This is a genomic window from Streptomyces malaysiense (genome assembly GCF_000980885.2).
Lineage (GTDB): Bacteria > Actinomycetota > Actinomycetes > Streptomycetales > Streptomycetaceae > Streptomyces > Streptomyces malaysiense.
In genome coordinates this window covers 81,191-95,108 of record NZ_LBDA02000004.1, presented here as the reverse complement: position 1 = coordinate 95,108, position 13,918 = coordinate 81,191, and the positions used below count along the sequence as shown (strand labels likewise).

The 13,918-nt window shown below is 73.6% G+C and carries 11 protein-coding genes; 3 read left to right on the top strand and 8 right to left on the bottom strand.

Annotated features, from left to right (window positions below):
* Positions 1–19: 19 nt before the first annotated feature.
* On the bottom strand, positions 20–673 hold the full coding sequence (locus tag VT52_RS02120; RefSeq protein WP_079174787.1) for a hypothetical protein: 654 nt from the start codon (positions 671–673) through the stop codon (positions 20–22).
* A gap of 230 nt (positions 674–903) precedes the next feature.
* Entirely contained in the window at positions 904–1,077 is a 174-nt protein-coding gene (locus VT52_RS36655) for a hypothetical protein (protein WP_106979947.1), read from the bottom strand.
* 458 nt (positions 1,078–1,535) lie between these two features.
* Between VT52_RS36655 and VT52_RS02115 the strand changes: the two genes are divergently transcribed.
* On the top strand, positions 1,536–1,925 hold the full coding sequence (locus tag VT52_RS02115; protein WP_046416922.1) for a hypothetical protein: 390 nt from the start codon (positions 1,536–1,538) through the stop codon (positions 1,923–1,925).
* A gap of 41 nt (positions 1,926–1,966) precedes the next feature.
* Here VT52_RS02115 and VT52_RS02110 read toward each other — a convergent pair whose 3' ends face one another.
* The 4 genes from VT52_RS02110 to VT52_RS02095 all read right to left on the bottom strand — a co-directional run bounded on the left by VT52_RS02110 (position 1,967) and on the right by VT52_RS02095 (position 8,499).
* Positions 1,967–3,475 (bottom strand): SDR family NAD(P)-dependent oxidoreductase, encoded by a 1,509-nt coding sequence (locus VT52_RS02110; RefSeq protein WP_046416918.1) that lies wholly within the window; start codon positions 3,473–3,475, stop codon positions 1,967–1,969.
* 293 nt (positions 3,476–3,768) lie between these two features.
* Positions 3,769–5,100, bottom strand: a complete 1,332-nt coding sequence (locus VT52_RS02105) for a wax ester/triacylglycerol synthase family O-acyltransferase (RefSeq protein ID WP_046416917.1) — start codon at positions 5,098–5,100, stop codon at positions 3,769–3,771.
* 145 nt (positions 5,101–5,245) lie between these two features.
* The gene (locus VT52_RS02100; protein ID WP_046416916.1) at positions 5,246–7,567 is read right to left on the bottom strand and encodes a GH92 family glycosyl hydrolase; all 2,322 of its coding nucleotides are present in this window, start codon (positions 7,565–7,567) and stop codon (positions 5,246–5,248) included.
* Between the two features lie 161 nt (positions 7,568–7,728).
* Entirely contained in the window at positions 7,729–8,499 is a 771-nt protein-coding gene (locus VT52_RS02095) for a (2Fe-2S)-binding protein (protein ID WP_046416914.1), read from the bottom strand.
* Between the two features lie 244 nt (positions 8,500–8,743).
* Between VT52_RS02095 and VT52_RS02090 the strand changes: the two genes are divergently transcribed.
* Positions 8,744–9,853, top strand: a complete 1,110-nt coding sequence (locus tag VT52_RS02090) for a DMT family transporter (RefSeq protein ID WP_167377649.1) — start codon at positions 8,744–8,746, stop codon at positions 9,851–9,853.
* On the opposite strand, the gene VT52_RS02085 is transcribed toward VT52_RS02090, so the two are convergent.
* Complete coding sequence (locus VT52_RS02085; RefSeq protein ID WP_046416913.1) at positions 9,843–10,895, bottom strand: M23 family metallopeptidase; 1,053 nt, start codon at positions 10,893–10,895, stop codon at positions 9,843–9,845. The two genes, VT52_RS02090 and VT52_RS02085, sit on opposite strands and share 11 nt — an antisense overlap.
* Before the next feature lie 268 nt (positions 10,896–11,163).
* Between VT52_RS02085 and gndA the strand changes: the two genes are divergently transcribed.
* The gene (gndA, locus tag VT52_RS02080) at positions 11,164–12,603 is read left to right on the top strand and encodes an NADP-dependent phosphogluconate dehydrogenase (protein WP_046416911.1); all 1,440 of its coding nucleotides are present in this window, start codon (positions 11,164–11,166) and stop codon (positions 12,601–12,603) included.
* A gap of 596 nt (positions 12,604–13,199) precedes the next feature.
* On the opposite strand, the gene panD is transcribed toward gndA, so the two are convergent.
* Positions 13,200–13,619 (bottom strand): aspartate 1-decarboxylase, encoded by a 420-nt coding sequence (panD, locus tag VT52_RS02075; RefSeq protein ID WP_046416909.1) that lies wholly within the window; start codon positions 13,617–13,619, stop codon positions 13,200–13,202.
* Between the last annotated feature and the right edge of the window lie 299 nt (positions 13,620–13,918).

Genomic DNA, 13,918 nt, shown 5'->3' with positions numbered 1-13,918 from the left:
TCCCGCTCCTCCGCTCCCCTCAGCCCCGCTCCCCGATGAGCCGCCGGGCCTCCTGGACCCACTCCGTCACCGTCTTGGCGCCGCAGCTCCCGGCGACCCTCCCGGCCTCGTCCAGGTGTCCGAACGCGGTCGCCCGGTCCCCGGTCTCGGCGGCGAGGTAGCCGAGCGCCACCAGCCCGGCCGCCTCGCCGGCCGGGAAGCCGATCTCCCGGCGCAGCGCCACGGATTCGGTCAGCCGCTCCCGGGCCCGCTCGAAGCGCCCGGCGTCCTTGTCTGCGAAGCCGAGATGCCGCACGGCGTAGGACATCGTCCTGCGGTCTCCGGCGTCCCGCGCAAGGGCGTACGACCGCTCGAAGTACGGCACGCCGGCCGGGCCGTCCCCCTTCACCACCTGGTGGCAGCAGCCGATCCAGAACAGCGCGTCCGCCTCCCCGGGGCCGTCCCCGAGGCGCCGGTACAGCTCGGCGGCGCGCTCGAACAGCTCCAGTTCCCCTGGCCGCTCGACGCGGTCGCCCAGGAAGCGGAGGTGCAGCACCTTGCCCCGCGCGAGGGCGAGCGGCGCCTCGACCGCGTCCAGTACGTCGTCGGACCGCTCCAGCGCGCCGGTGTCCCCCCGGAACATCGCCGCCTCGAAAAGCTCCCCCGCCTGCCCGGTCCAGTCCCGCTCCCGCACGTCCCGCCCCTCCCCGTCGATACCGGCGGCGCCGAGACTATCCGCCCGCGTGCGGCGGGCGCGCGGGAAATCCCGGGGGTGGCGGGCGACTTGTGCGTGTCGGGCGGGCCGGGCCGTGGCGGCGGGGCCGGATCCGCGGCCGGTCGCCGGGAACGGCCGCACCGGTCGGTCGGCGCGGGCGGGACTCCTTCGTCACGCCCGTACGGGGCGGCGATCGCGAACGGAGGGGGTCAGTCGACGCTCGGCAGGATATGGGGCTCGGCGAGGTCCTCCTCGTAGCCCGCGAGGCGGATGGGGGCGGACCGGGCCCACACGTCGAGACTGCCGAGTTCTCCGGGCCGGCGGCCCGGACGCTCCGGGTACTCTTCGGGGCTTTGCTCGCGTTTCGTCTTCTCCGGTGTCACCGCGCACTCCTTATGTGTCGGGTCACCCTCGGGGCGTACCGGACAATCTGCGCTCCGGCGCTCGCCGCCCGCTCGGGTCTGGATGGAAGGCCAGTTCGGACGCGGTGGCGCCGGTACTTCGGGCGGTGCGGACCGATGATCTCGGGCACGCTCCCGACGGACGAAATGGGTGTGGGTGGGACCCCTTTTCGCTGTCCGTCCATCCCAGATTAACCAAATGAGCGGACTGCCGCTCGATAGGGAGTGCAAACAAGGGGTAACTATCGCGTTTCGAACGGCAACCCAATACCGTCCAATATGCAGCTATACATAACAAAGCGCATCGCGGGCGCGACGCTCCGTATCACCCGTTCGGCGTACACGCCGTTCGCGGCGCCGTTCAGATGCCGTTGGCCGGGCCGCAAGCTCCCCATGATCTGCTGGCGCCCGACACGGCCCTCTCGCGGAAGGACCGACGCATGGAGCTGCGCAGCGTCGAGGAGCTGATGGACCTGCTGCACGCCGGACGGACCCAGCACGCGCTGCGGACCGCCGCGCTGCTGCGCCGTGGCCGCCCCGCAGACAAGGAGCTCCAGGTGGCGGGGCTGGTGCAGGGCATCGGGCCGCTACCGGCCCCGGGGGACGAGGCGGACTCGGCGCGCCGCGCCGCCGCGGCGGTGCGGCCGCTGCTCGGGGAGCGGGTGTACCGGCTGGTGCGCGGGGAGGCGGACACCGCCGACGACGATCTCCTGCGGCTGGCCCGCGAGGAGGGCCTTACTGCGGGGTTCGACGCCGGTGTTCCGGAGGACTGGCGCACGGTCCTGGAGCTGGTCGCCGCCCGCCGCTGCCGGCTCGACGCGGTCGACTGACCTCCGGGGGGAGGACCCCGGAGATCAGTGCGCGGCGTCTCCTACCACTTGCCGGGCGCGTAGTCCTTGAGGAAGACGCCGTACACGTCGTCGCCGGCCTCGCCGCGGACGATCGGGTCGTAGACGCGGGCCGCGCCGTCGACCAGGTCGAGGGGCGCGTGGAAACCGGCCTCGGCGAGGCGCAGCTTGTCGTAGTGCGGGCGCTCGTCGGTGATCCAGCCGGTGTCGACGGAGGTCATGAGGATGCCGTCGGTGTCGAACATCTCCTGGGCGCTGGTCCGCGTCACCATGTTCATGGCCGCCTTCGCGGCGTTCGTGTTCGGGTGCCCGGCGCCCTTGTAGCCGCGGCTGAACACCCCCTCCATCGCGGAGACGTTGACGACGTACGACCGTCCGCGTGCCGCCTTGCGGGCCGCGTCGGCCATCGCCGGGCGGAGCATGCTGATCAGGATGAACGGAGCCGTGTAGTTGCACAGCTGGGTCTCCAGCAGCTCCACCGGGGAGATCTGCTCGATGGACTGCACCCAGGTGTTGGTGTCCACGACGTCCGGGACCAGGCCGCCCGCGTCGATCGCGGTCCCGTCCAGGTGCCGGGCGACACTGGCGTTGCCCGCGACCAGCGCGAGGTCGGCGACCTTCTGCGCGTCCAGACCGCCGGCGCCGACGGGCAGCGCGGCGATGCCGTCGACGGCGCCGGAGTTGAAGGCGCCGATCACATGATGGGCGGGGAGCTCACCGGCGGGCAGCGGGGCGCTCTCGCCCTCGACCAGCGCGGCGTACGCCGAGGGCAGCCGGCGCACGGTCTGCGTCGCGTTGTTGATCAGTATGTCGAGCGGCCCGGCCTCGGTGACCCGCTCGGCCAGGGACACGGCCTGCGCCGGGTCGCGCAGGTCGATGCCGACGACCTCCAGGCGGTGCAGCCACTGCGCCGAGTCCTCCATCGCCTTGAAGCGGCGGATGGCGTCCTTGGGGAACCGGGTGGTGATCGTCGTGTGCGCACCGTCGCGCAGCAGCCGCAGCGCGATGTACATGCCGATCTTGGCACGGCCTCCGGTGAGCAGGGCGCGCTTGCCGCCGAGGTCGGCGCGGGCGTCCCGCTTGGCGCGGTTCAGCTGGGCGCACCGGGGACAGAGCTGGTGGTAGAAGTAGTCGACCTCGACGTAGCGGGTCTTGCAGGTGTAGCAGGAGCGCGGGCGCTGGAGTATGCCCGCGATGCGCCCCTCCTCGACCTTCGAGGAGGGCAGGATGCCCTCGGTCTCGTCGTCGATGCGCTCGGCGGAGCCGGTGGCCGTGGCCTCGGTGACCGCGCGGTCGTGCGCGGTCTTGGCGGCCCGGCGCTCCTGGCGGCGGCGCTGCTTGACCGTCCGGTAGATGTGCGAGGTGGCCCGGCGCACCAGGATCGCGTCGGGGTGGTCGACGTCGATCGTGTCGAGCTCCTCCAGCACGCTGAGGCAGACGGCCAGGCGCTCGGGGTCGATCCCCGGGCCGTGGACGACCTCTTCCGCGGCCATGGGGTCCGTGGCCATGGGGCCGTCTTCTGTCACCGTCATCGCGCTGCCGTTTCCCTGATCCCGCGCAGCGCTCCGACTCGCGCCCGCTGTCGAACGCGAAATTTTAACGGAGCGCGGGAGGGGGAAGCGAAACCCGGCCGGAGCGGGAGCAGGGGCGGGGGGCGTGGCCGGTGCGGAGCGTGGGCCGGGCCGGCCCGGCGCCCTCGGCTGTCCCACGAGCACCGGCGGCCCCGCACAACGCGCCGGCCACGCCCGTCACGGGCCCCGGCCCGGCGGGGCAGGGCCGGGCCCGTGACGCACCGCGCCCGGCCGACCTGCCGAGGCACCGCCCCTCAGCAGTCGCACGCCGCCAGCAGCGCCTCCGCCTCCGTCGACACCGCGCGCGCGAACCGGTCGAGGTCCGGTACCGCCGCCGCGTCCGCGACCAGGCCGTAGTGCACCCGCCCGCGGTACGTCGAGATCGCGACCGCCAGCGACTGGCCTGGCGCGAGCGGGGCCAGCGGGTAGACCTCGCTGAGCTGGTGGCCGCCGAGCCGCAGCCCCACTCCGGGCAGCGGCACGCTCGTGACCAGGATGTCGAACCACAGCCGCGCGGCCTGGCCGACGAGCGGGCCGCCGAGCCGGTGGCCGAGGGCCGGCACATGGTCGGCGAGCAGCGCGACCGCGCCGGCGCCCCGGTCGGGTCCCGCGTCCTTGTTGCGGACCATCGCGGTGCGCACGGCGGCGAGCCGGCCGAGCGGGTCGGGCTCGTCCACGGGGAGCCGTATCAGGTAGCCGGAGAGCCGGTTGCCGGGTGGCTGGGCGGTGCGCGGACGGCGCCGGGAGACGGGGATCAGGGCGCGCGGCGCCACCCCCGCGCTGCCGTCGCCGCGTTCGTCGAGCCAGCGGCGCAGCGCTCCGGCGACGACCGCGATGAGGACGTCGTTGACGGTGCCGCCGGCCGTCTTGCGCACCCGGTGCACATCGTCGATGTCGAGGACGACACCGGCGGTGCGGCGGGTGCCGCTGGGCGGGGAGGCGAGCGCGTCGCTGGGGCGCATGCGCAGCGTGGACAGGGCGAGGGAGGCCCCGATGTCCAGGGCCCGGCCCACATCGGAGAGGGCACCCCTGACCAGGCCGGGGAGCATGCCGGGCAGCTCGCGCACGTCCGGCAGGGCGCGGCGCGGCGGCTCGGCGGGGCGCGCCGGCCGCTCGGGCAGGTCCGTCGGATCGAGGACGCCCGCGGCGAGTCTGAGCGCGCGCAGTCCGTCGGCGAGGGCGTGGTGGAACTTGAAGAGCACGGCGAAGGAGACCCCGTCCTCGCCGGGCAGGACGTGCGCCTCCCAGGGCGGCCGGCCCCGCTCCAGCGGACGTTCCATCAGCCGTCCGGCGGCCGCGTGGAAGTCGCCGGCCGGCGCGTGCAGCCGTACATGGTTCAGCGGATCGAAGTCCGGGTCCGCCTCGCGGGTGGCGCCGCCGAAGGCGAGCGGCCCCCAGACGTCCCGGATGCGCAGGCGGAGGCCGGGGACCGCGGCGGCGCGGGCGGCGAGCAGGTCGGCGGCGTGGGCGCCCGCGGTGGGCGAGTGCGCGCCGAACACGCCGAGCGCGCCGAGGTGCATCGGGTACCGGTCGGACTCGATGTTCCAGAAGGCCAGGTCGAGGGGAGCGAGCAGATCGGAGGTCATCGGGCTTGCCTCGCGCGTCGGCGGAAGGGAGCTTCAGTCAATCCCCGAGTGTCGATTACGGTCAAGTTCGATCGATATGCACTGAGTTAACAAAAGATAAAGTCCCGCCCCTCCGAACGGGGCGGGACTCGGGTGAAGCTTGAGGTCACTTCAGTACCGGGGGCGCCGCCTGGGCCGACGTACCCCACTCCGACGGGCGCGGGCCGACCGTGAACGCCAGCGAGCGCAGGGAGCGCAGCGCACGCGTCGTCAGATAGGTCCGCCCGTGGGCCGAACCGTCGACGCGCACGTTCTGGACGTAGCGGTCGGCGGCCGAGGTGCCGGGCGCGGTGATGGTCAGGCCGCCGCTCGGCCAGTAGCGGCGGTCCAGGATCAGGTCGACGCGGTCGAAGACCGGGGTGGACAGGCCCCAGGTGTCGTAGCCCGGCTGGATCGGGAAGAGCCCGATGGACGAGAGCACGTTCCAGGCGGACATGGTGCCGAGGTCGTCGTTGCCGGTCATGCCGGTGGGGCCGTCGGTGAACAGGGTCAGGGCCGCGTGCACGACGTCGGTGGTCTTCCAGGGCTGGCCGGTGGCGAGGTAGGTGTAGGGCGCGATGAGGTCGGGCTCGTTCATCGGGTTGTAGACGGCCGCGTTGTAGTAGGCGTACGCGTCGCCGTGCACCCACACCTCACGGGCCGTCCTCGCCGGATCGGCGAGCAGCCGGTCGTAGGCGAAGAAGGAGTCGAGGCGGTCGTCGGCGGCGCGCTTGCCGCCGATCAGGCCGATCATGCCGGCCAGGTCCTGCGGGACCAGCCACTGGTACTGCCAGGCCGTGCCCTCGTGGAAGCCGGTGCCGAGCGCCGGGTCGGTGGAGCCGGTGAAGGCGCCGGAGGCGTCGCGGGCCCGGAAGAAGCCGGTCGAGGGGTCGAAGACGGTGCGGTAGTTACGCGAGCGGGCGGCGTACCGGGCCGCGTCGGCGTCATGCCCGAGGCCCCGGGCCATCTGGGCGAGCATGGCGTCGGCGAGGGCGTACTCCAGGGTGACGGAGGCACCGTGGTGGTAGTCGGAGTCGCCCATCTTGGCCGGCGGCCGGTCCTTCTCGAACGGGGCGAAGCCGTACTTGATGTACTCGGCGTTGGCCTCGCGCCCGATCCCCGGGTTGGCGGCGGGCGGCACCCCGTCCGCGTTCTTGCGCAGCGCCCGGTACGCCCGCTCCTCGAACCCCTTCAGCAGGCCCATCTGATAGGCCGTGGTCAGGAACGGGGTCACCGGGTCGCCGCTCATCACGTTGGTCTCGACCGGGCCGTACCCCCACTTGGGCAGCCAGCCGCCGTCCTCGTCGATCGCCACCACCGAGCGGGCCATGTCCCGCGCCTCGCGCGGCGCGAGCAGGGCGAGCAGCTGGGCCTGGGTGCGGTAGGTGTCCCAGAGCGACCAGTTCTGGTAGTACGTGAACCCGTTCGCGTGGTGGACGCGCCGGTCCCAGCCGAAGTAGCGGCCGTCGGCGTCGCCGCCGATGTTGGGCGCGAGGTACGACCGGTACAGCGAGGAGTAGAACGTGCGGCGCAGGGTGTCGCCGCCGCCCCGCACCCGCACCCCCGCCAGCCGCGCCTCCCACCGCTCGCGGGCCGCCCGGCGCACGGTGTCGAACGACCGGCCGCCCTCGGCCCGCAGATTGCCCGCCGCGCCGGCCGGGTCGACGTACGACAGCGCGGTGGTCGCCTCGACCGTGCGGTCCCCGGTGGTGTCGAAGCGGACATAGGCACCGCCGTGCCCGCTGCGCGAGCCCGCGGTGACGGTGGCTCCGTCCCAGGTGCCGTACGCGGTGAAGGGCCGGCTGAAACGGGTGATCGTGTAGACCGTGTACGGCCCGGTGTCCCGGCAGAAGCCGTGCCCGGTGATCTCGGTGCGTACGGTGCGGTCGTCCAGGATCTCCACCTTGCCGCCGCTCGTCCTGTGCAGCGACTGGGCGGCGTTCAGCAGGACGTTGGCCTTGGTGGTGGCGGGGAAGGTGTAGCGCTGCACCCCGGTGCGGGCGGAGGCGGTCAACTCGGCGCGGATGCCGGAGCCGAGGCCGACGCGGTAGTAGCCGGGGCTCGCCGCCTCGTCGTCGTGCGTGAAGGAGGCCGCGTACTTGGCGTCGTCGGTCTGCTCCACGTCGCCGGTGGTGGGCAGCACGGGCAGGTCGCCGCCGATCCGGCAGCCCACACCCGACAGGTGGACCAGCGAGAAGCCGCGGATCCGGCTCTGGGTGTAGTCGTAACCGGTGTTGTGACCGGTGTCGGGCGAGAGCTGCACCATGCCGAAGGGCACGGCGGCGCCGGGGAAGGTGTTCCCCTCGTCCTGGCTCCCGATGAAGGGGTTCACCAGGTCGGTGAGGTGGCCGTCGGTCCGCTCGGCGGCTCCCGCGGCGGGGGTGGCGATCAGCGCGGACGCTGCCATCACCCAGGCCAGGCACAGCCGTGTGCGCCGGGTCCCTCTCATCTCGGATGACCTCCGGAGGTTCGACATCGTTGCCTGCATCGTGGCGGGCGAATGCCGTGAATCCGGGCATTACGCGGCGTGAGAGGGTAAACGCGTCGCGGCGAGGGTGATTTGACGGATCGTGAGAAAACACGCCCGGCTGCCGCCCCGCGGTACGGATCTCAGCCGGCCGGCGGATCTCCCTTGTCCGGTACGGCGGTTGGGGCGGGCGGTGCCGCCGGGGGCCGGGGGAAGCAGCAGTCGCCGCACACCCCGCCGCCCGGGACCCGGTAGTACAGGCAGCAGCTGCGGCGGCGGAAGGCGGTGCCGGTGCGGGTGCCGGTGTCCCGCAGCAGGGGGTGGCCGAAGAGTTCACCGGTGAGGGCGCGGGTGCGTGCCGCCGTGCCGGTGCGGCCCTGCGCGCGGGACCAGCGCTCCAGTTCCCGCGCGGCCCCGGCGAGCGCGGAGCCCGCGTTGCCCCACAGCAGCCCGGCCGCCACCCCGTAATGGTCCCTCAGGGTCTTCCCCAGGGGCTCCAGATGGCCGAGCAGCACGGTGTCCGCGAGGGCGGCGGCGGTGCCGGCGGCGTCCCCTGGTCCCCGGCGGACCTCGGTGAGCCACAGGTCGTCGGGCGCGGACGCCTCGACGTCCCAGCGCAGCAGGCTCGGGCGCAGGTCCGGCAGCCGGCCGTAGAGGACGGCGCAGCCGAGCGCGACCGACCAGAGCCGGGCGGCCAGGCCCTGCTGGGCGAGGGAGGCGGCGACCCGGGGTTCGGGGGTGCGCAGACGCCGGGCGACGATGTCCACGCGTGCGGTCAGGGGATCGCCGGGGCCGTCAGGGGCATAGGCCCTCGCGAGGGCCGGCAGCCCGGCCGGGTCCCCGCAGGGGACCGTGCGCAGGGCGAAGAAGGGGCCCGGCGGGCGGAGGGCGGCGAGTTCGGGGTCCAGGTCCACGAGGACACTCGTACCAGGCCCGTTCGCGCACCGGTTGTCCGGGGGCTCCCCCTGGGTAACCCATCTCAGGGATGATCACCGAACCGGTGTACTCCATCGGGAGTAGGACGCATTGCGTGCTCAGGGACGACGACGGGAAGGGCGCCAGCGGGCAGAGTGCTGACCATGGAAGCCGACCGAAGGCCGCGCCGGGCCCAGGACCCTCGCCGCACGCACAGGAGACACCGATGAGCGGGAGAGGCCGATGAGCGCCCTCGCGCTGTCCGTGCTGCTGTCGCTGGTGTCCGCCCTCGGCTACGCGGGCGGCGCCATCGTGCAGGAGCGCGTCGCCGTGACGTCGCCCGGCACCGCGTACCTGCCGCTGCGCAGGCCCGGTTGGTGGGGCGCGCTCGCGCTCAACGGTCTCGGTGGGCTGCTGCACGTGGTGGCACTGGCCTACGGCCCGCTCAGCATCGTCCAGCCGCTCGGCGCGCTGACCATCGTCTTCGCCCTGCCCCTGGCCGCGCTGTGCGTCGGCCGCCGGGCCGGGGCGGCCGCCTGGCGGGGCGCCGTGATGGCCACCGTCGGGCTCGCCGGGCTGCTCTCCCTGGTCGGCTCCTCCCAGGACCACGCGCTCGACGCCGCCCAGCGGCTGGCCGTCGCGGTGGTCACCGGCGGCGCGGTGGTGGCGCTGATGTGCGCGGGCCGGGCCGCCCACCGGCACCCCGCGGTGCGCAGTGTGCTGATCGCGACGGCGGCCGGCACCGCGTTCGGCATGTCCTCGGTGTTCACCAAGTCCGTCACCGTCGGCTGGGACGGCGACCTGGACTCCTCCGGCACCCTCTTCTCGCTGGCGCTGATCGTCGTGTTCTCGGTGGCCGGCGTCCTGCTGTCCCAGGCTTCCTACGGGGGCGGCGGCCTGGCCGCGCCGCTCGCCACGGCGACCGTGGTCAACCCGGTACTGGCCGCCGTCGTCGGCATCCTCATGTTCGGCGAGACCTTCCGCCACGGCACGACGGGCACCCTGCTCGCCCTGGGGTGCGCGGTGCTGGCGGCCGGCGGGCTGATCATGCTGACGACGGAGCGGATGGAGGAGACGGGGGCTCCGGCCCCGGAGCCGTCGGCCGCCGCCGGGGGCCGGACCCCCGCGGGGCGGTCCCCCTCGGTGCCGCGGCAGCGGGCCGACGGCGAGAACGCACGAGGTCCCGCGGACGCGGACGGACTCAGGGCACCGGGCCTGCGGGAACTGCTCGTCCCGGCGGGCGACACCGCCCGACAGGACGCGGGCGGGCCCGTACCCTCCGGGGAGCGCGCGCCGGCGGCGCCGTACGCCCGCCGGACCGTCCCGCACCGGCGGCCGCGGGTCAGATCCTGACGCCGTGGGCCCGGAGGTAGGCCAGCGGGTCGACGTCCGTGCCGAAGCCGGGGCCCGTGCGCACCTCGAAGTGCAGATGGGGGCCGGTGACGTTGCCGGTCGCCCCGGAGCGGGCGATCCGGCTGCCCGCGGCGACGTACCGGCCGACCCGCACGGAGATGGCCGACAGATGACCGTACTGGGTGTAGTGCCCGTCGGCGTGCCGGATCACCACCTGGTACCCGTAGGAGCCGCCCCAGCCCGCGGCCACCACCTCCCCCGCCTCGGCGGCGCGCACGGCGGTTCCGGTCGGCACGAGGAAGTCGACGCCGGTGTGGTACCCCTTCGACCAGTGCGGGCCGGCCGCCCGGTACCCGGTTCCGATGGCCGCGTGGACCGGGGCGACGACGCCGTGCGTACTCGTCCCACCCGTCGAACTCTCGCCACTCTTGGCGTTCTTGCCGCTTTCGCCGCTCTCGGCCCGATGGTGGACCTTCGGCTTCGCCGGGTGTGAAACCGTCTTCCCGGTCGTGGCCCCGGCGGTCCCGGCGGCCGCCTTCGTGGACGTCGGCGCCTTGGTGGCCCCGGACGCAGTCGGGGCCTCGGCTGATCCGGGGGACGCCTTCGCGGGGCGCAGGCCGAGCCGTTCGCCCGGCAGGATCAGGTCGGGGTCGGCGCCGACGGTGGCACGGTTGGCGGCGTAGAGCTCCCGCCAGCCGCCCTGGACACGGTGCTCGTCGGCGATGCCGGAGAGGGTGTCGCCGTGGACCACCGTGTACATCGTGGTGCGGCCGGCCCGGGACTGGGGCGTGGTCTGGGGGCGCACATCATGGGCGGAGGCGTCGAGGACCCCACCGGGCTCGGCGTCCCGGGCCCCGGCCGACGGGCCCGCGTGGGAGCCGGCCTCGCCGCCGGTGCGGGCGTCCGCCCCGGTGGCCGTGCCGGCGGCCGTGCCCGCGGCGATCAGCGGGAGCGCGAGGCCCGCGCCGCCCGCCGTGACCGTGAGCGAGGCGCGGTTGATCCTGTTCGGCTGGTACCGGCGGTGCCGGCCGCTTAGGGCCATGTGCGATGTCCCCTCATGCGTCAGGAGGGGCAAAGCTATGCGCCGCGAACATGCCACGACAAGACGGCGTTTCGGCCGTCCATGGGCGTCAACTGGCCATGATCGCAAGGCCGTCGGCTCGTCTCTCCCCGGACCGGCGGGGACGCGTCCGACACCTCGCTCCCGGGGATGGCGAGTCTGATGTGCGCTCGCCCGGGGGGCACGACAGGATGGGCGGGGACCCGTAGCGACGGGGCCGCACTCACGAGGCGATCAGGGAGCAGGCGGTATGAGCAGTTCAGCGCAGATCGGCGTCACCGGCCTCGCGGTCATGGGCCGCAATCTCGCCCGGAACTTCGCGCGCAACGGCTACACGGTCGCCGTGCACAACCGTACGGCGTCGCGGACGCGGGACCTGGTGAAGGAGTTCGGGCAGGAGGGCGACTTCGTCGCGACCGAGACCGCCGAGGAGTTCGTGGCCGCCCTGGAGCGTCCGCGCCGCCTGATGATCATGGTCAAGGCCGGTGACCCCACGGACGCGGTGATCAAGGAGTTCGCACCGCTCCTGGAGCCCGGCGACATGATCATCGACGGGGGCAACGCGCACTTCGCGGACACCCGGCGCCGGGAACGGGAGCTGCGCGAGCAGGGCATCCACTTCGTCGGCACCGGCATCTCGGGCGGAGAGGAGGGCGCGCTGCACGGGCCGAGCATCATGCCGGGCGGGTCGAAGGAGTCGTACGCCTCGCTGGGCCCGATGCTGGAGAAGATCTCCGCCAAGGCGAAGGACGGCGCGCCCTGTGTGACCCATGTCGGCCCGGACGGCGCCGGGCACTTCGTGAAGATGGTGCACAACGGCATCGAGTACGCCGACATGCAGCTCATCGGCGAGGCGTACCAGCTGCTGCGGGACGTGGCGGGCTACGCGCCGGCGCAGGTCGCGGACATCTTCCGCACCTGGAACACCGGGCGGCTGGACTCCTATCTGATCGAGATCACCGCCGAGGTGCTGTCCCACGTGGACGCGGCGACCGGCAAGCCGTTCGTGGACGTGGTGGTGGACCAGGCCGAGCAGAAGGGCACGGGCCGCTGGACCGTCCAGATCGCGCTCGACCTCGGCGTCCCGGTCTCCGGCATCGCGGAGGCGGTCTTCGCCCGCTCGCTGTCCGGCCACGCCGCACTGCGGGCGGCCTCCCGCCATCTCGCCGGTCCCCAGCCGGCGCCGCTGAGCGGTGCGGAGGCGGCGGCCTTCGCGGACCGGGTGGAACAGGCGCTGTACGCCTCCAAGATCGTGTCGTACACACAGGGCTTCCACGAGATCGCGGCGGGCGGCGAGGAGTACGGCTGGGACATCGACCAGGGCGCCGTCTCCGCGATCTGGCGGGCCGGCTGCATCATCCGCGCGGCGTTCCTCGACCGGATCCGCGCCGCGTACGACGCCCGCCCCGACCTGCCGAGCCTGCTGTCCGACGAGACGTTCGCCCGGGAGATCGCGGCCGCCCAGGACGACTGGCGCGAGGTGCTCGCCACGGCGGTACGGCAGGGCGTCCCGACCCCGGGCTTCGCGGCGGCCCTGTCCTACTACGACGGACTGCGCGCCCCCAGGCTGCCGGCTGCGCTCACGCAGGGGCAGCGCGACTTCTTCGGGGCGCACACGTACCGGAGGGTGGACCGGGAGGGCACGTTCCACACGTTGTGGGGCGGGGACCGGACCGAGGTCTCGGCGTAGGGGACCGGCAGGCCCCTGTGCCCCAAGGGCACGGGGCCGCCCGGGGGGGGCGTGGCACCCCGTTCCCGGCGCGGCGGCAGTCGCCATTGCCGGGCGCGGCCCGAGGGGTGCGGGAAACCCCCGTCGAGCGGCCGCGGCTTCGCCGTGGCCGGTCGCGCGGTTCCCCGCTCCCCTCGGGGTCACGTTTTCGCGGGACCCCGCCTCAGGTGGTCAGGGGTGGGCCCGGTTCGGGGCTCGGTACGGGTTCCGGGCCCGGCGGGATCGGGGAAGGGGACGGCTCCGGAGGGCCGGGCACGGGTGGCGTCGGGCCGGGACCAGGTGGTGGGGTCGGCTGCGGACCCGGTCCGGGTGGAGGCGGCGTCGGCCCGGGACCCGGTCCGGGCTCCGGAGGCGGTACCGGGCTGGGATAGGGGTCCGGGACCGGGGGCGGCTCCGGGATGGGAGGTGTGCCCGGTGGGGTGGGGTCGGGGTGCGGGTTCGTCATCATGTCCTCCGCGGTCGATGACACTGGACGTCGCCTCTGGACTCCTCCCCCGCCTACCCGATCACCGCCCGGCCACTCACCCGGGAGCGGCGGCCGGACGGGCCGCCCGGGTTCAGGCCGTCGCGGCCTGCGGGCTGCGCCGCTGCTCGGACCCCGGTACCGGCTCGGACGGATCGGCACCGAGGGCCACGATCCGGTTGCCTGCGTCGACATGCACCACCCGAGGCTTCAGCTCCCGCGCCTCGACATCACTGACCTGCGCGTAACTGATGATGATGACCAGATCCCCGGGGTGCACGAGATGCGCGGCCGCCCCGTTGATCCCGATGACCCCGGAACCCCGCTCCCCCTCGATGACGTACGTCTCCAGCCGCGCGCCGTTCGTGATGTCCACGATGTGCACGAGCTCCCCGGGCAGCAGATCGGCCGCGTCGAGCAACTCGGCGTCGATCGTCACCGATCCCACGTAGTGCAGGTCGGCCTGGGTGACGGTGGCACGGTGGATCTTGGACTTGAACATGGTGCGCAGCATTCAGCACTCCTAGAAGACGGCTCCCTGCCTGCTTTTTGCAGGTCAAGGGCGTCGTTCACTATGGCACACCTGCCCCCCGACGTCACCGCGATGCCCGAACACACCACAGCAAGTGGGAGCGAGCGTGCAGTCCGGCCCAAGTCCAGCTGAGGCGGTATGACCGAGCAGCGGGAGGCGTCGCTCGGCGGAAGCTGCATGCCCACAGGTGCCCGCACCCGGTGCGGCGACCACTGCTTACGGGCTCCTGACGCCGTACGGCGAATGTTGACGGGCCCCTGACGGGGTCGCCGACGGCGGTC